This is a genomic window from Gilliamella sp. B3464, assembly GCF_026536145.1.
In the GTDB taxonomy this organism is placed as follows: domain Bacteria; phylum Pseudomonadota; class Gammaproteobacteria; order Enterobacterales; family Orbaceae; genus Gilliamella.
Genome location: NZ_JAFNOQ010000001.1, coordinates 59,828 through 77,912, shown reverse-complemented (window position 1 = coordinate 77,912; position 18,085 = coordinate 59,828). Strand labels below are relative to the sequence as shown.

14 protein-coding genes are annotated in these 18,085 nt (G+C 36.4%); 4 read left to right on the top strand and 10 right to left on the bottom strand.

Annotated features, from left to right (window positions below):
* Positions 1 to 168: 168 nt before the first annotated feature.
* From J3U57_RS00305 to ilvG, 6 genes are all read right to left on the bottom strand, one after another.
* The gene (locus J3U57_RS00305; protein WP_065634917.1) at positions 169 to 2,538 is read right to left on the bottom strand and encodes a membrane-bound PQQ-dependent dehydrogenase, glucose/quinate/shikimate family; all 2,370 of its coding nucleotides are present in this window, start codon (positions 2,536 to 2,538) and stop codon (positions 169 to 171) included.
* Between the two features lie 389 nt (positions 2,539 to 2,927).
* On the bottom strand, positions 2,928 to 4,469 hold the full coding sequence (ilvA, locus tag J3U57_RS00300) for a threonine ammonia-lyase, biosynthetic (protein ID WP_267333406.1): 1,542 nt from the start codon (positions 4,467 to 4,469) through the stop codon (positions 2,928 to 2,930).
* A gap of 1 nt (position 4,470) precedes the next feature.
* Complete coding sequence (ilvD, locus tag J3U57_RS00295) at positions 4,471 to 6,321, bottom strand: dihydroxy-acid dehydratase (RefSeq protein ID WP_267333407.1); 1,851 nt, start codon at positions 6,319 to 6,321, stop codon at positions 4,471 to 4,473.
* Between the two features lie 114 nt (positions 6,322 to 6,435).
* On the bottom strand, positions 6,436 to 7,365 hold the full coding sequence (locus J3U57_RS00290) for a branched-chain amino acid transaminase (protein WP_267333408.1): 930 nt from the start codon (positions 7,363 to 7,365) through the stop codon (positions 6,436 to 6,438).
* 160 nt (positions 7,366 to 7,525) lie between these two features.
* Positions 7,526 to 7,759 carry an acetolactate synthase 2 small subunit gene (gene ilvM, locus J3U57_RS00285; protein WP_267343504.1) on the bottom strand — a complete coding sequence of 78 codons (234 nt, stop codon included), beginning with the start codon at positions 7,757 to 7,759 and terminating at the stop codon, positions 7,526 to 7,528.
* Positions 7,759 to 9,438: an acetolactate synthase 2 catalytic subunit gene (gene ilvG / locus J3U57_RS00280; protein ID WP_267333410.1), complete on the bottom strand. Its 1,680-nt coding sequence runs from the start codon at positions 9,436 to 9,438 to the stop codon at positions 7,759 to 7,761. The genes ilvM and ilvG overlap by 1 nt, the downstream gene beginning before the upstream one ends.
* A 715-nt stretch (positions 9,439 to 10,153) precedes the next feature.
* Between ilvG and J3U57_RS00275 the strand changes: the two genes are divergently transcribed.
* The 4 genes from J3U57_RS00275 to J3U57_RS00260 all read left to right on the top strand — a co-directional run bounded on the left by J3U57_RS00275 (position 10,154) and on the right by J3U57_RS00260 (position 13,417).
* Positions 10,154 to 10,603, top strand: coding sequence for a hypothetical protein (locus tag J3U57_RS00275; RefSeq protein ID WP_267333411.1), 450 nt, complete (start codon positions 10,154 to 10,156; stop codon positions 10,601 to 10,603).
* Positions 10,604 to 11,026: 423 nt separating this feature from the next.
* Positions 11,027 to 11,914, top strand: a complete 888-nt coding sequence (locus tag J3U57_RS00270) for an SDR family oxidoreductase (RefSeq protein ID WP_267343503.1) — start codon at positions 11,027 to 11,029, stop codon at positions 11,912 to 11,914.
* A 151-nt stretch (positions 11,915 to 12,065) separates the two neighbouring features.
* The gene (locus J3U57_RS00265) at positions 12,066 to 12,593 is read left to right on the top strand and encodes a hypothetical protein (RefSeq protein ID WP_267333413.1); all 528 of its coding nucleotides are present in this window, start codon (positions 12,066 to 12,068) and stop codon (positions 12,591 to 12,593) included.
* Between the two features lie 401 nt (positions 12,594 to 12,994).
* The gene (locus J3U57_RS00260) at positions 12,995 to 13,417 is read left to right on the top strand and encodes a hypothetical protein (RefSeq protein ID WP_267333414.1); all 423 of its coding nucleotides are present in this window, start codon (positions 12,995 to 12,997) and stop codon (positions 13,415 to 13,417) included.
* A gap of 59 nt (positions 13,418 to 13,476) precedes the next feature.
* Here the strand turns inward: J3U57_RS00260 and J3U57_RS00255 are convergent, their stop codons facing one another.
* From J3U57_RS00255 to lapB, 4 genes are all read right to left on the bottom strand, one after another.
* Positions 13,477 to 14,718 (bottom strand): MFS transporter, encoded by a 1,242-nt coding sequence (locus J3U57_RS00255; protein WP_267343502.1) that lies wholly within the window; start codon positions 14,716 to 14,718, stop codon positions 13,477 to 13,479.
* Between the two features lie 289 nt (positions 14,719 to 15,007).
* On the bottom strand, positions 15,008 to 16,120 hold the full coding sequence (locus J3U57_RS00250; protein WP_267343501.1) for a cupin domain-containing protein: 1,113 nt from the start codon (positions 16,118 to 16,120) through the stop codon (positions 15,008 to 15,010).
* Entirely contained in the window at positions 16,110 to 16,895 is a 786-nt protein-coding gene (locus J3U57_RS00245) for a YchF/TatD family DNA exonuclease (protein ID WP_267343500.1), read from the bottom strand. Before J3U57_RS00245 ends, J3U57_RS00250 begins: the two co-directional genes overlap by 11 nt.
* 10 nt (positions 16,896 to 16,905) lie before the next feature.
* The gene (gene lapB, locus J3U57_RS00240) at positions 16,906 to 18,084 is read right to left on the bottom strand and encodes a lipopolysaccharide assembly protein LapB (protein WP_267333418.1); all 1,179 of its coding nucleotides are present in this window, start codon (positions 18,082 to 18,084) and stop codon (positions 16,906 to 16,908) included.
* Position 18,085 lies beyond the last annotated feature (1 nt).

Genomic DNA, 18,085 nt, shown 5'->3' with positions numbered 1-18,085 from the left:
TCGCCAATCAGTTTAAAAAAGGTCTGTGTTTTAGTTAAATACCATAGTTGAATTAAACTGTTTAGATTTAATAAATTCGCTGATAGTTTATTTTATCTGCCATTATATCGATAAAACTATACGATATAATGGCAGTTATTATGAGGCTAAAACTATTTTAGCTAACAACTATTTTTTATCAGGTAAAGCATAAGCAATAACATAATCGCCACGAACTGGTGATTGTCTTGCTCCACTTGCTGAGATGACAATATATTGTTTACCTGTTTTAGGTGATACATAGGTCATTGGTGTACCTTGGCTACCGACGGGTAAACGTGCTTTCCAAATTTCTTCCCCGGTCACAGAATCAAATGCTCGAAGATAGAAGTCTTGCGTTGCAGCAAAGAATAATAGACCCGATTTAGTTGCCATTGGTCCACCGATGGTTGGCATGCCAATTGGCGCAGGCAAATGCATTGGGATGCCTAAAATACCTGTATCCATGACTGTACCTAAAGGTTTTTGCCATACAATTTGTCGAGATTTAAGATCGATGGCTGTCATGGTTCCGTAAGGTGGTTTTTGGCATGGAACACCTAAGGCAGAGGTAAATCTTAAACGCATCGCACCAAATGGCGTTCCTTTTTGTGGCACAATACCCATTTCAATACCGCTAGCATTTTTAGGGATATTATCTTGAGGGATCATCCAGTTAGTTAAACCAATTCGCATATCATTAACAAACATTAAGTTGGTTTGTGGATCAACCGCGACACTGCCCCAGTTCATGCCACCTAAAGATCCTGGATATTGCAGCGTTTTGGTCATATTCGGTGGTGTAAATAAACCATGATAGACAGAACCGGCAAAGTCAATTCGGCAGAGTAATTGATCATAAGGTGTCGCACCCCACATATCAAATTCAGTCAAGGTTTCGTTACCAATTGATGGCATACCTACTGAGAATGGCTGAGTAGGGGAGTAATATTCACCTGCTACATCACCTTTTGCTACAGGTTTTTCTTGAACTTCAGCAACAGGTTTACCGGTCTGACGATCTAACATGAAGATCTGACCTGATTTTGTTGTTTGGACAATAACTTTTGTAACGCCACCTTTTCCATCAGGAATATCGTAGAGTAAAGGTTGTGATGGTAAGTCATAGTCCCATAAATCATGATGTGCTGTTCTAAATTTCCAGCGAATTTGTCCCGTTTTACGGTCTAGCGCAACAATTGATGAGTTATATTCATCATCGTATTTTGTTCTATAGCCACCGAAGAAGTCAGGTGTTGCATTCCCTGTTGGTGCATAAACAAGATCAAGTTCTGGATCATAAGCTGTCGTCGCCCAGACGTTTACTGTGCCGCGTGTATAGGTTTCATTAGCTGGCGGAACATCAGTAATATTTGGATTGCCTGGATCCCATGCCCAAACTAATTTGCCTGAATGGACATCAAAAGCACGAACAACACCACCTGGCTCATTAACTGAGAAGTTATCAGCAACGCGGCCACCAACAACAATCACATCTTTCGCTACTAAAGGGGCCGCTGTTGGCTCATAATAACCCGGAGGAATATCGCCCATATCTTTTTTCAGATCAACAACGCCTTGTTCACCAAAATCTTCACACAATTTACCGGTATTTGCATCAATCGCCATCAACCTAGCATCAATTGTGTTCATGATAATACGTGCCGAACACGCTTTTGCATTATTACTGGCATCGTCTAACGTTTTTTGGTCTTCATAGTAGGCTAATCCACGGCAACGTTGCCAGTTAGGTGAAGTCGCTTTAGGATCATAACGCCATTTTTGTTCGCCACTATCAGCATCTAATGCGATAACAACATTTGTTGGTGTACATAAATAGACATTATCGCCAATTTGTAAAGGTGTCTCTTGGTCTTCTGGACCTGATCCACTATTAGAAGGAATATAACCTGTGTGATAAGTCCAAGCAACTTGGAGATCTTTAACATTTTGTTTAGTGATTTGATCTGCACCAGAAAAACGCGTGCCTTTAGTCGTATTAGCATATTGCTTCCAATCTATAGGCGCATCACTCGGATCGAGTTTATTATTGGCTAAAGGGACGGGATTTGTAATAACATTGTGTTCTTTGAACATAAAGCCAAGCGCAATGCCCATTAAGACTAAAATAAATATCCCCAATTTATAACCGCCATTACCAGCAGTCGTATCGCCAGTTTCTTTTTTCTCAAGCATTGGATAGGCAAATGCAATAAGCATTGCAAAACCTGTAAATACCATTAAGCGTGAGAAGAGCGGCCAGAATTGTAAGCCAACCTCATATAAAGCCCAAATTAAGGTTAATGCGTAAGCTAAACCATATAGCCAAGCCCCTTTGGTACTTTGTCTAAATAATAAAAGCGAAGTGATTATTTGTACTAATCCCATAATCGCAAAATACCAGCTACCGCCTAGTGCGATCAATTTAAATCCATAAATTGTACAAAATAAACCGCTCGCTAATAAAATAATGGCAACTAGCCATAAATAAAATTTACGGGCACCTGCAATTTTTATCATGAATTATCCTTATGTTGTTAAGTGTTACTTTTTTAACTCATCTTTTTGCATAAACATTAGATGAAAATAACTATTTTCATCTATGATAATTAACAAAATTGAGTTATATCCTATTGATTAATATTAATGAATTAGAAGATAAATATCCCTATTCACATTCCAACTAGACTTGAAAAATTGTTGTATAAACATTCTACTAATATGCACTGAATAATTAGGGGAATCAATAGGCAAAAGATGATATTTTTACTTTAAAATAGACAATTAAAATTTGGCTAAATTTTTTATTTGTTACTGTTAAAATAAGTTATATTTAAGCAAATATACTTTAATGTTATCTTAATAGGATTACCCAATAATTTTTGGGTAATCCTTATTTTTAGTAAAAATTACGATTGATTTGTGAGGAAAAGTTTGAGTGATGGGTTGTGCGTTTCATTATGAAAATCGTAACCCAATTCGGTTAAATGTTGATTAAACTGATTATAGCTACTTTCATCGATTTCAAAAGCGGCAAGCACTCTTCCATAATCGGTGCCATGACTGCGATAATGGAACATTGAAATATTCCAATTTGTGCCCAATGTTTGCAAGAATTTAAGAAGTGCGCCTTGTGATTCAGGAAATTCGAAACTGTATACTTGTTCTTCAATATGTTTACATGGTTTGCCGCCAATCATATATCGAACATGTAATTTAGCCATTTCATCATCGGTTAAGTCAACTACGGCATAACCAGCAGAAATTAATTCCTGCATAATTTCATCTTTTTCGTCACTTTTGGTAATTTTAACACCGACAAAAACGCATGCTGATTGTTCATCATGATAACGGTAATTAAATTCAGTGACTGAACGTCCACCTAACAGTTGGCAAAATTTCAAAAAACTACCTTTCTTTTCTGGAATCGTCACAGCGAGAAGGACTTCGCGTTTTTCACCTAGTTCACAGCGCTCTGATACATAACGCAAACTATGAAAGTTCAAATTAGCTCCAGATAAAATATGAGCTAGGTTTTCGCCACAAATATTGTGCTTGGCAACATACTTTTTCAATCCCGCTAGCGCCACAGCACCTGACGGTTCGGCAATGGCGCGTACATCGTCAAATAAATCTTTTACCGCTGCACAAATTTCGTCACTATCGACAGTGATAATATCATCAATGTACTGTTGACAAAGTCTAAATGTTTCATCGCCTATTCGTTTAACGGCAACCCCTTCAGCAAATAAGCCTACTCGATTTAAATCAACAGGTTTACCTGCATCAAGAGCCGCTTTTAAACATGCGGCATCTTCTGGTTCAACCGCAATCACTTTGATTGAAGGCATAATTTGCTTAATTAATACTGCAATGCCCGCAGCAAGTCCACCGCCTCCAACAGGGACAAATATGCGATCGAGTTTAGCATTTTGCTGTAGTAACTCCATAGCAATACTTCCTTGTCCGGCAATCACTAAGGGATGATCAAAAGGCGGGATAAAGACGCGATTTTGTTCTTCAACCAGTTCTATTGCTTTGGCTTTTGCTTCATCAAAATTGGCGCCATAAAGTAATACCTCACCACCAAAACCTTTTACCGCTTCTACCTTAATGTCAGCGGTAGTTAATGGCATCACAATTAGGGAATTTATCCCTAATTTACTGGCCGATAGCGCAACGCCTTGTGCATGATTACCAGCAGATGCTGCAATTACACCTCGTTTACGTTGTTCTTCGGTCAGGCTTGCTATCATAGCTTGAGCACCACGAATTTTGAAACTGTGGACTAATTGGCGATCTTCCCGTTTAACAAAAATTTGGTTATGTAACCTTAAAGAAATCTTTTCCATTTTTTCAAGCGGGGTCACTTGTGCAACATCATAGACTGCTGAACAAAGTGTCGCTTTTAGATAATCTGCACCAGTGAGCTTATTCTCTTCTTTTTTCACATTAGCCACCTAATTTACTTTTATCACGAACCGCACCTTTGTCGGCACTTGTTGCTAAACTCGCATAGGCTTTAAGGGCAAATGATACATAGCGATCGCGATCATGAGGCGTAAAGGCTTTATCGCCACGTTCCATTTCAGCCACTCGACGTCTTTCAAGTTCAGATACAGGAACATCTAACACTAATTTACGGTTTGGAATATCAATATCGATAATGTCTCCATCACGGACTAATCCTATTAACCCACCATTAGCCGCTTCAGGTGAAATATGACCAATGGATAGACCTGAAGAACCGCCAGAAAATCGGCCATCAGTAATAAGTGCACATTTTTTGCCTAATCCCATTGATTTTAAATAGCTGGTCGGATAAAGCATTTCTTGCATGCCAGGCCCACCTTTTGGTCCTTCATAGATGATTACAACTACATCACCTTCAACAACTCGTCCTCCCAAGATTGCATCAACCGCATCTTCTTGGCTTTCGTAAACTTTAGCAGGGCCGCGGAATACTAAGTTTTCAGCCGCAACGCCAGCTGTTTTAACAATTGCGCCATCTTCTGCAAGGTTACCATAAAGTGTGGCAAGACCTCCATCTTGGCTATAAGCGTGTTCTTTGTCGCGAATACAGCCATTTACACGGTCATCATCTAAACTATCCCAATAGCAATCTTGTGAAAATGCTTTCGTTGTACGAATACCGGCAGGGCCGCTTCGATACATTTTTTTCACTGATTCGTCTTTGGTTTGGGTGATATCATATTGTGCAAAGGTTTCGTGTAAAGAGAGTCCTAATACATTGTGAACATCACGATTTAGTAATCCAGCTTTATCAAGTTCAGACAAGATAGAGACAACACCACCGGCTCTATGTACATCTTCCATATGATACAGCGCTGTACTTGGCGCAACCTTACATAAATGCGGGACTTTACGAGATAATCTATCAATATCCGACATAGTAAAGTCGATTTCACCTTCTTGCGCAGTGGCAAGTAAGTGTAACACCGTGTTGGTTGAACCCCCCATAGCGATATCAAGAGACATGGCATTTTCATAAGCCGATTTGGTTGCAATAGAACGCGGAAGGTAAGATTCATCATCATGTTCATAATAACGTTTCGTGATTTCAACTATGCGTTTAGCTGCTTTTAAAAATAGCTGTTCGCGCTGTTTATGCGTTGCAACTAACGATCCATTACCCGGTAATGAAAGTCCTAAAGCTTCAGTTAAGCAGTTCATAGAATTTGCGGTGAACATGCCCGAGCATGAACCACAAGTTGGACAGGCAGACTCCTCAATGGCTTTACTATCAGCATCACTGACATTTGGATTTGCGCTTTGAATCATGGCATCAACTAAATCTAACTTAATAATTTGATCTGAAAGTTTAGTTTTTCCTGCTTCCATTGGACCACCAGACACAAACACCGTTGGAATATTTAAACGAAGTGATGCCATTAACATGCCTGGCGTGATTTTGTCACAGTTTGAAATACAGATCATGGCGTCAGCACAATGGGCATTAACCATGTATTCTACAGAGTCAGCAATTAATTCTCGTGATGGCAGTGAGTAAAGCATCCCACCATGACCCATGGCGATACCGTCATCGACAGCAATTGTGTTAAATTCTTTAGCAATGCCACCACATGCTTCAATTTCTTTTGCTACCAGTTGACCTATATCTTTTAAATGAACATGCCCCGGTACAAATTGTGTGAATGAGTTAACCACCGCAATAATAGGTTTACCAAAGTCTTCATTTTTTACGCCTGTTGCACGCCATAAGGCACGGGCACCCGCCATGTTGCGACCTTCTATAGAGGTGGCTGAACGATATTTAGGCATTTCTTGCTCCCAATTTTTTTATGTAAGCGACCGATTCCTATCGGTTGATAATTTTGTATCGTAACTTTAAAAAGCCAATCCACTAAAATGAATTAGTGGATTAGAAAATGACGTTTATTTAACTGGATCTAACCAACCATATTTATCTTCGGTTTTACCGTTAAATAAACCAAAGAAAGTTTGTTGGATTTGTTTTGTGATTGGGCCACAACGACCAATACCAACTTGGATTCGATCAACACTACGTACTGGTGTGATTTCGGCCGCGGTACCTGTCATAAATACTTCGTCAGCAAGGTATAGTGATTCACGTGAAAGTGTTTGTTCACGTACTTCAATTCCTAGATCATGTGCAAGTTTGATGATAGCATCACGAGTGATCCCTGGTAGGGCGGATGATGATAGTAATGGGGTAAATAGTATGCCGTCTTTGACGATAAATAAGTTTTCGCCTGAACCTTCAGAAAGCTGGCCGTTTACGTCTAACGCGATCCCTTCTTGGAAGCCATTAGCTCGAGCTTCTGATCCGATAAGTAGTGATGATAAGTAGTTACCCCCCGCTTTAGCCGCTGCTGGGATGGTATTTGGTGCAAAACGATTCCATGATGATACCATTGCATCAATACCTTGTTCTAAGGCATCTTCACCAAGATAAGCGCCCCATGGAAACGCCGCGATCATCACGTCGGTTTTGTAGCCGGCTGGTGGAATAACGCCCATGCCAACATCACCAATAAAGACTAAAGGGCGGATGTATGCACTTTCAAGATTATTTTTTTTGATGACTTGGCGAGTTGCTTCCATGATCTCTTCTAGCGTATAAGGGACAGGAAAACGATAAATCTTGGCTGAATTTAATAATCGTTGAGCATGTTCTTTATGACGAAAGATAACTGGGCCTTTATGTGTGTTATAGCAACGCACACCTTCAAAAACAGAGGTACCATAATGCAAAGCATGAGACATGACATGTATTTTTGCATCAGCCCATGGAACCATTTCACCATTCAACCAAATATAATCAGATTTCGCTGTAGTACCCATTTTGTTTTCCTCTCAATTTTACTTTTTGTTAAGCAAGTATGTTGCTTTATCTTTATTCTTTTAAAGGTCAAGCATTATACTATTAACTTTGTTTAACTTTCTAAATATATCTATATTATTTTTAATTATTATTTCATCGACAGTTATCGATGAAACAAATTCATATTTCAACTGAAATAACATCCACTAATTTGTTAATTTGATTGCATAAAGCTGCAACGCTGCGTTCGGTGGTGCATGTCAACACTAAGGCAAAAATATGTTGATCTTCAATTTGCATTGTTAAGTTTTCAATATGCGCACCACGATGACGTATGACACGTAAAATACGCTCTAGTGCCCCTAAATTGTCATAAGCTTTAATGCATAGCTGCTGTTTCGTTCTTTCACTCATCATTTATTGTTTCCCTTTTTATCTAACATATTTTCATTAGATGCACCAGGTGGTACTAATGGCCAAACGTTTTCTAATTCATCAATGCAAACATGCAATAAATAAGCATTAGGCGAATTTAGCATGTTAGTTATTGCTGGTTCAATTTCAGATTTTTTTGTTATTTTTTCACCAGTTATATCAAATGCTTTGGCTAACATTAAAAAATCGGGATTATCAGATAAATTAGTCTCACTATAGCGTTGGTTAAAAAATAACTCTTGCCATTGCCTTACCATACCTAAACGTTGATTATCAATTAAAACAATTTTTATCGGTAACTTTTTGCGTTTAATTGTAGTGAGTTCTTGAATATTCATCATGATAGAACCATCACCAGAAATACAAATTACACTGTCATTAGGTCTGGCGAGTTGAGCGCCAATTGCCGCAGGTAATCCAAATCCCATGGTACCGAGTCCACTTGAAGTAATAAAATTTTTGGGATCATTAAACTGCATATGTTGTGCTGTCCACATTTGGTGTTGACCGACATCAGTTGTTACAATTGTAGTTGGCGACTTTCGCTCAGATAGCGTTTTTAATAATGCTGGTGCATAAATTGGATCGCCTGGATGATCATAGCGAGTGGGATATAGGTTTTTCAATTCTTGGATTTTGTTATGCCAGTCACCTATTGCAACAGCTTGATGAATTGATGGTAGAACGCTTTTTATATCACCTTGTAACCCTAAGTGGGTTTGTTTTAATTTATTAATTTCAGCTTGATCAATATCAATATGAATCACTTTGGCATGCCGAGCAAATTCATTTAAATTGCCCGTGACCCGGTCATCAAATCTTACGCCTAAAGCAATTAATAGATCACACTCTTGCACAGCTAAATTAGCTGCTTTTGAACCATGCATACCAATTAACCCTAAATAATAAGGATTATTGATATCAGCCGCGCCCAAACCTTTAAGTGTTGATACACTCGGTATTTGAGTAAAATTCATAAACTGTCTAAGCTCGTCAATCGCGCCAGATAAACCAACTCCACCGCCAATATATAGCATAGGTTTTTTAGCTTGGGATATCATGGTTTTAGCGAGTTCAATGTCAGCAGGAGAGATATTGGATTTTGAAGTATTATTAAGATTAGGATGAGTTGTGATTGGTGATAAATATTTTTGATAATTAAGATCTGCAAGCTGAATATCTTTAGGAACATCAATAAGTATTGGTCCTGGCCTGCCTGAATTGGCTAAATAAAAAGCCTCTTCTAAAATATTGGGTAAGTTTTCTGCTTGATCAATTAAATAACTGTGTTTAGTACAAGCTAATGATAATCCTAAAACATCCACTTCTTGAAATGCATCTGTACCTATTAGTTTATTTGGAACTTGTCCTGTTATCGCAACAATCGGTACCGAATCAATCAACGCATCAGCAAGTCCAGTAATGATATTGGTTGCCCCTGGTCCTGATGTTGCAATACAAACGCCAATTTTACCGGTGGCCCTGGCATAGCCTATGGCTGCCATAGCAGCGCCTTGTTCATGGCGGCATAAAACATGTTCAATACCACCATCATAAAGCGCGTCATAAAGAGGCATAATTTGTCCACCAGGATATCCAAAAACGGTAGTTACGCCTTTTTCTTTTAAGGTTTTTACTATCCACTGTGTTCCTAACATTTCTTCCTCACTTATTCTATTCTGCTCGTTTATTATTCATAAAAAAACCCCCGCTTTTGGGGGCGGGGGTTTTAATTCTATGTATGAACATATTTTTACATCGAAAAACGCCCCCGCGCAGGAATAATGACCACGCTGACTAGGATATTAATGAGGACGTTTTTACGTAAAAAGTTCATAAGCTTATATATTAAAATTATGTCATTTTCAAAAAGTTATTTTTAACAAAATACTCGTTTTTAAAAAAAGTGCAACTTTTTTTTAATCAATGCGTATAGCTTGTGAAAAATTCTGCTCAAACGTGGTAACAATAACGTCAGCTAGTACGATCAATTAATTGAATTGTTGTCTCTATTCAATGAAATAAAAATAGATTAATATAAGATTAGCTTAAACAGTAAAAAATTTTTTGTCACACATCAATAATAGTCGTTTATAGTTAACTTTTAGCTTAGTCACAAATTATAAAGCAGTGATTTTATCGATTAACAATAGCGTGTTAAACGTTATTTTTAATTAAACATTATTTCAGAATCAAAACTAAGTAATTCTAATAATTATTTTTTAATCATATTAATACGCCATTTTAGCGATGTTTCATTGCTGTTTTATTAACAATATTTTCTAACGTTCTTCATTATCTTTTCAAAGAAGACTGCATAAAATTTATATACAAAAGTATCGGTTATTCAGTAATTTAAAGGGAAAGACAACTATGACGAATTTTAAGATAATTCCTTTGCTATTAATGTGTTTTTTGTTAATTAATTGTGATAACAAGAAAAAAAATTCACCTTCAAATAAGAATAATAATGCTAGTTCATCACCAAAGGAAAATAACACGGTTGATGATTTAGTCATTAATCCTGTTAAAAAAAAATTACCCATATTTGTTGATGCACTTACCACTTTGGTTGATATTTACAAAGAAGATGACGTTATTAATTATAAATACGAAGTCAAAGATATGTCTAAATATGCTCTCTTATTACCAACGACTCAAGATACGATTCGGGATAAATTGCTTAGAACTTATTGTAGTGATAATGACGAAGTGAAACAGCTAAAACATTTTTTTCCAAACGGTGCAAATTATCATTATTATATTGATGATCAAGAAATAATCATCGTTGAATTACAACCTGATGACTGTGACGAAGATTAAATCGGTCACGTCTAATTTCTACACAGAAAGAGAGATAGTATATTTATGCTTATAGACAATATTTTTAGTTTTAACAAACTGACGAATTCAAATAATAACAAGCTAATGTAATTGGTTATATCTGGCTTAATATCAATTTATTTGCTAGACTAAAAAAGAATAATATTTCACCAATAAATAATTCAACGTTTAATATTATTCACGGTCCTATTAACCTGCCAAGGATAGCTATCTATAACAATTCACCCAATATTCCATTCCTACATGAGGGTGATGATATAAAAACAAATAATAAGTTTTACCATCACATATATTTAATTTATTTACTGCATAATTTTTCGAAATAGTATTTTGTTTTATCTTAATGATTTTATTAGAGTTATTTTGATTTGTAAAAACGTATTTAACTTAGGAGAAAAAACGATGAGTGAACAAATTTATAATCCAACGACAAAATATCACCACACAAAATTTCAAAAGCAAAAACAAACCGCGCCCGCGCTACAATGTGATATGAAACCCATTCCAGACTGTGGTGAAAAAAGTTACCAAGGGCACCAACGTTTAGCTGGTCGAAAAATGTTAGTAACCGGTGGGGATTCTGGCATAGGTCGTGCTGCGGCAATCGCTTATGCTAAAGAGGGCGCTGATGTAGCAATAAACTATCTTCCGTTTGAACAAAAGGATGCTGAGGAAGTTGCTAAAGTAATTGAATCTGTTGGCCGCAAAGCGGTATTGATTCCAGGTGATTTAAGTGATGAATCTTTTTGTAAAAAACTGGTTAAACAAGCGCATGATAAGCTTGGTGGATTAGATAACTTAACATTGGTTGCTGGCAAACAAACTGCAGTCGAAGATATTGCGAAATTGACCACTGAGCAAATTGTAAAAACCTTTGAAATAAATGTATTTTCATTATTTTGGGTAGTTAAAGCGGCGTTAAATTATTTAAAACCAGGCTCAACAATCATTACTACATCATCAGTTCAAGCATTCCAACCGAGTGGAAATCTTCTTGATTATGCTTCAACCAAGTCTGCTATTATTGCCTTTTCTCGTGGACTGGCTAAACAATTGGCAAGTAAAGGCATTCGTGTGAATTGTGTAGCCCCAGGCCCTGTTTGGACACCATTACAAATTTGTGGTGGGCAGCCAAGTGAAGCGATTCCAGAATTTGGTAAACAAACACCTTTACAACGCGCTGGTCAACCTGTTGAACTGTGTGGCGTGTATGTACATTTAGCAAGTGAAGAGTCCAGTTATACTACAGCCGAAACTTATGGCGTAACAGGTGGTTATCACACTAATTAATCCATAACTGCCATGATAAGCAGATTGATTTATCAACCATTAAAAATTGAAGTTTAATCAATGAGTTTTATATACATTAAATTATTTAGATGCCGCTATTTTCAGGCATTAGAAATATTCAACAATTCTCCACATTTAAAAGGGTTTTACAATGAAAACATACAAAGTAATCGTTCTATCAATAATGGGGTTATTTTTAGTCAATTGTGATGATTCAAAATCTAAGATGGATGATATTAAACAACAAGTGGTAGACACGAGTTCTGCCGTAGGTGACAAAGCCCAAGATTTATACGATAAAACGAAGTTAGAAACAGAAAATATTCTCAATCAAATAAAGGACGGTAATTATAATCTTGCTCAAGATCTTATTATTAAAGCAGTAAAACAAAAATTACCTTCAGGTATTGATCAAAATGTCACTTTAGTCGATGTTGCGAAAGACGATAATATGATTAGTTATAAATATTCGGTAAACAACCTCACTAAAGATGCATTACAAGCTCAGACTAATCAAAACGCAATGTTAGCTAAATTAAAAACTTTCTATTGCGGTAAAGATATTGGCATTAGCGCAATAAGAACTGCTTTTACTCAAGGGGAGACTCATAATTATTACATCAATAACGATAAAGCATTAACGTTAACGTTAAAACCAAGCGATTGCGATAATAAATAATGCTTTCAATGGGGTGCAACCATTGTAAAATTATGGGTAATTTTATGTTAAAAGGGCGAATTAAAGCCCTTTTTATTTAAATAGTGAATTGAAGAAATCGCTTAAAAGCACAAAATACGCTTTAATTTTTAAAAAAATGGCTATGAGCAAAAAATTAGTTATATTTTTTATGGATGAATCGATGGGGTAACTATCACGAGTAAAAGCTTGTTAGCGTTTTAGCCTTCTTTGTCGCTTTTTTCAATTAATGTGTTACAAGTTTTATGTGTTGGCGAAGAATATTCTATAACTTTATTGTCTGTACATAAATTTATGTGGTAATAATATAAAAAATGCGCTATATACGTTTGTAAAACTATCTAATTTATAATCAACGAAATAATAACTAAGGAATATATTATATGAAATTCTTAAAAATCACTTCAATAGCTTTAATGTGTGTTGTTTTGTTCGGTTGTGATAATAGTAATAAGGTAAAGGCGCCTGATAAAGCTGATCTCACTAAATTACAAGATTTAATTATTAGTGAGGCAAAAAAAGTACTCCCAGCTAAAGTTGATTCAAAAACTAGCTTAGTTGATATCTTTAAAGATAATGATGTAATTAATTATCGCTATATCATTAATGTATCTAAGGATTCATTGCAAATCCCTGAAACCGAAAAAATGACAACTGAAAGTTTGAAAAAGGTTTACTGTTCGGATAATCAACAAATTAAAGAGTTTAGAGGTGCATTTCCTAATGGTGCCGTTCATAGCTATTATATTAATGATGAAAAAATATTTAGCGTAACATTAACCCCTGCTTCATGTAACACTAATTAATATTTTTTTGATTAATCGGCTAAGTTATTTAAACAGGGCAGTAGCCCTGTTTTTTTGTATTATTCTAATGTCTTACCTTTTGTTTCGGGGATTAAAAAGATAAATGCAGCCGCAGACAGTAAATAAGCGGTCGAAAGTAACGCTAAGGCATAACTGATGGAATAAACAGTGGCTAAATAAGCAATCAAAACTTGCGATATGCCAGCAATTCCCCGTCCAACATTGAAAATAATGTTTTCGGCACTTGATCTTGCATCTGTTGGGTAGTGTTCAGCAAGCAATGCGCCATAACCGCCCATCATTCCATTGACAAAAAAGCCAATTACAGAACCAAATATAATAAGAATCACCATATCTGTTTGGTGAAAGTAAAACCAAATCGATATAGCAGAAACCAGTAAAAAAACAATATAAGAAGGGCGCCGACCAAATTTGTCACATAGCCAACCAAAGATTAAAATCCCTAATGACATCCCAATCGTTGTTGAGATGGTCCAAAACATAGTGTTTTTGAACGGTAATTTTAATTCAGTTGCAATCATGTTTGGCATCCAAACCATCAGTCCATAAAAGCCAAAATTCTGTACCGCGCAGGCTATGGTTAAACCAATAGTAGTGGCTGTCGTTTTTGGTGTTTTAAATAACTTGTTAATTGCGATTTTATTTTTATTTTGATTTTTTAAATTTTGCCAAATTTCGGGTTCTTTTAGTCCTTTACGTGTCCAAGCAACAAATAAAGCAGGCAATACTCCCATCGCAAAAGCCCAGCGCCAACCATAAACTTCACCAATAAAGTTGACTGTTAGTGCTGCTAAAATAATACCTAATTGAAAGCCTAATGCGACAATAGAAGTTGCTCTTGAGCGCTTGCTTTTAGGCCAACTTTCTGAAACAAGTGTCATGCCAATGCCAAATTCGCCACCTAAACCGAGCCCACTTAGAAATCGAAAAATTAAAAAGCATTCGTAATTAGGGGAGAGCGCACAAAGTCCAGTAAATAAAGAGAAAATTAAAATAGTCCAAGAAAAAACCCTTACCCGACCATATTTGTCAGCAAGTATACCGAATAAAATACCACCGATTACCGCACCTAAAAGCGTGACAGAGGTCAAAGTACCCAGATCTGCTTTTGTCAGATTATAGGTCGCAGCGATGAGACTAAAACAAACACCTAAAATCATCATGTCTAGACCATCTAGAGCATAACCAACTGTAGATGCGAAAAGCGTCTTTTTTTGATATGGGGTAATTTTCTGGTTTTCACTTTCGGCTTGCTTGACTAGGATTGTTTCATTATTCATGTGTACCTCTAGTTGTTAAAAAGATCGTTCACTAATAAAAAGCATTTATGATGTAATTCATCATTAAACAGGCGGGTATTTTAAAGCGGGGCAAGTATATACTTAAAAGTAATAAAAATCCAAATGAAAAGCCGAAATTAGTCGGTTTTATTTTGTTTATTTTTATTGAGGCGAAATTATTTGGTTAAATTTTATAACTATCTAATTTTTTAGACAAATTAGCCGATAATTTCGCCATTTTGCAGTTTTTTCGGGTAGCTTTTTTTAGCCAATAGTTTTTGAACAAAATTTACTCTTCGTCAAAATACCAGTAACCAAGATTGACCAATTTTAACATGACATTTAGGGTTTGTTCATCTTGTAATTGTTCGTAGTAAAGTACATCGGTTTCACATAATAGGTCGATGGTTTCCATCGGTAAGGGTATTTTTTCACCATTGATATAAGCCGTATCCTCTATTTTTACAATACGTATACTCGGTACACGATGTAGTTCGGCACCAGATTTTAGAATTTCTTCAAATTCATCTAGCTCATAGGCGGGATCTGCCGGGATGATGTTAAGATCATGCATAGGTATTGTGATGTGTTTACCAAACCAGTCATTGAATAAGTCTGGGTTTTTGATGAGGTCGATCATTTGCCCTTGTAGTTTTTCTAGCTCATAGGGCTCGATACGATAAGGATCGCTTGGTAATTTTAAGTCTGGATCTTGATAAAAAATCCCATTTGGTAAGTTATCAATCACATAATCAGCAAAACCACTTAATAATTCTTGTGAAGTTTGCGTTCTAAAGCCAACTGAATAACTTAGTGATTCGCCAATTGATACACCATTATGTGGAAAGCCAATTGGAATATATAAAATATCACCGGCGGTGATTTCTTCATCAATAATCGGCTGATAAGCTTCTACATGTAATAGCGCTTTGTGAGCACTAAACTGTTTGTAATTAGGATTACGATCGCCAACTTGCCAACGTCGACATCCCATACCTTGAATGATAAAAACATCATAGTTGTCAATATGCGGTCCAACACCAGCCCCTTTTGTTGCATAAGAAATCATAAGATCTTCAAATTGCCAATGAGGAATACACTTAAACGGTTCAACTAACGTTGCTGCCTGTTCATGCCAATGATCTACCGCTTGCACTAATAAACTCCAGTGATCCTCACCAAGATCATCGTAATGCGTAAAAGGACCAAATTTAGCATCCCATTTTCCATTTTTATTCGTCACAATTCGGCTATCAAGCTCTTCTTCCATCGCGAGTCCAGCAAGTTCATCGGGTGTGATTGGATCGACAAACTCCGCAAAGGCATTTCGTAAAATAACGGGTTTTTTTTGCCAATAATTTGCTAGAAAATGGTCCCAATCAATAGCTAATTTATACTTCATTTAACTTTCCTCGAAGATTGAATAATTGACAAAAATTATAAGTGGTTTGCTGTGCTAGTTGCGCTAAAGAAATACCTTTGAGAACCGATAAATATTGCGCAACTTCCCGCACATAAGCAGGTTGGTTTTCTTTACCACGATAAGGTACTGGAGCTAAATAGGGTGAATCAGTTTCGATTAAAATACGATCTAATGGCACAAATTTTGCCACTTCTCTTAACGCTTCGGCATTTTTGAAGGTAATAATGCCTGAAAAAGAGATATAAAAACCTAAGTCTAATAGTTTTTTTGCCGTATCAATATCTTCGGTGAAACAATGTAACACACCTGAATGGACGTGCTGTTCTTTTAAGATTGTTAATGTATCTTGTCTGGCATTTCGTGTATGGACGATGATTGGCTTGCTAAGCTTTCTTCCAAGACGTATATGTTCAATAAAATTATGCTGTTGAAGCTCTAGATTATCTTGCTGATAATAGTAATCAAGTCCTGTTTCACCTAAAGCGACAACATTCTCTTCTTTAGCCAAATTTTCGAAGCGGTCAGCGTCATAAGGTTCGTCATCAAGATTAAGGGGATGAATACCACACGAAAAAGAACATTGATTAGTGTAAGGTGTCAGTATGCGCTTCATTGATTCATAACCAGATAAGGTTGTTGCTACGCTTAAGCAGTGTTTAACATCATTTTCAGTTGCTTTTTGTAGTACTTGCTCAATTGACTTAGTATTAAAGTCTAAACTATCTAAATGACAGTGCGAATCGATTAAAAACATAAAAAACTCTTTATTTTTCAGAATGCTGTTCAAAATCACGAACAGGTTTAATTGTAGACCATGAACGACAACCAGGGCATAACCAGTAAATTGAATTAACCGTAAATCCACATTTTTGACAACGGTAATTTGGTACTATTTTTATTTGTTCACCTACCATATTACGTAACAATAATAGGCTCTCTTTTGCTCGACCTTGTTCGGCATCGGCAACATGGTAATCCATTAAACGATAAAACCCTTTTAAATTAGGGTGTTTTAATAACTCTCGATACATATAGTTCTGTGCTGCATCAAGACCTCTCTTTTTTTCAATGATATCGGCAAGCATGAGTTCAGCGACATTGCCTGAATCTTGATCAACACATAATTGTAAAAACTGCTGAAATTCGTCTTCTTTATTTAATTTAAGATAACACTCTTTTAATAAAGGTAAAGCTTCACCGATAAAGGCTTTATCTTGTTCAAGTATCTGTTTGAATGATTCAATTGCTTGTTCAATTTTATTTTGCACAATCAATACGCGTCCTAACATCAATGAGGTTCGAGCACACTTAGCATCGGCTGCTGCCGATTTTTGTAATAAACTATACGCTTTTTCAAGGTCTTCATTGGCGATAGCAAGCGAAGCTAACTCACAATAAAATTGTGCTATATCTGTTTTGTATTTTGTATTGCCGAGTTTAACCAACTTGGTGGCAGTATTAATTGCATTAATCCATTCACTGGTTGATTGATAAATAAAAATAAGTTGTTGTAACGCATGTTGTTGAAAATCTTCTTCATCAATGAGTTGTAAAAACATCTCTTCAGCGCGGTCATAAAGACCTGCAACCATATAATCACGTCCAAGTTGTTGAATGGCTAATAATCGTTGTTCAAAAGAGAGGGATGAACTTTCCATTAATGCTTGATGGATTCGTATCGCTCTATCTACTTCGCCACGAGAACGAAATAAATTGCCTAAAGTCAGATGTGCTTCTAACGTGCCTTCATCTTCTTTAAGCATATCAAGGAACAGATCGACAGCTTTATCTTTTTGGTTAGATAAAAGAAAGTTAAGACCATCTACATATTCTCGAGATAGTCGATTTGATTGATTTGTATATTTTTGTTTAGCATTTCTATCGCCCATATACCAACCGTAAGCGGCAGCAATAGGTAATAATAGAAATAACAATTCAAACATA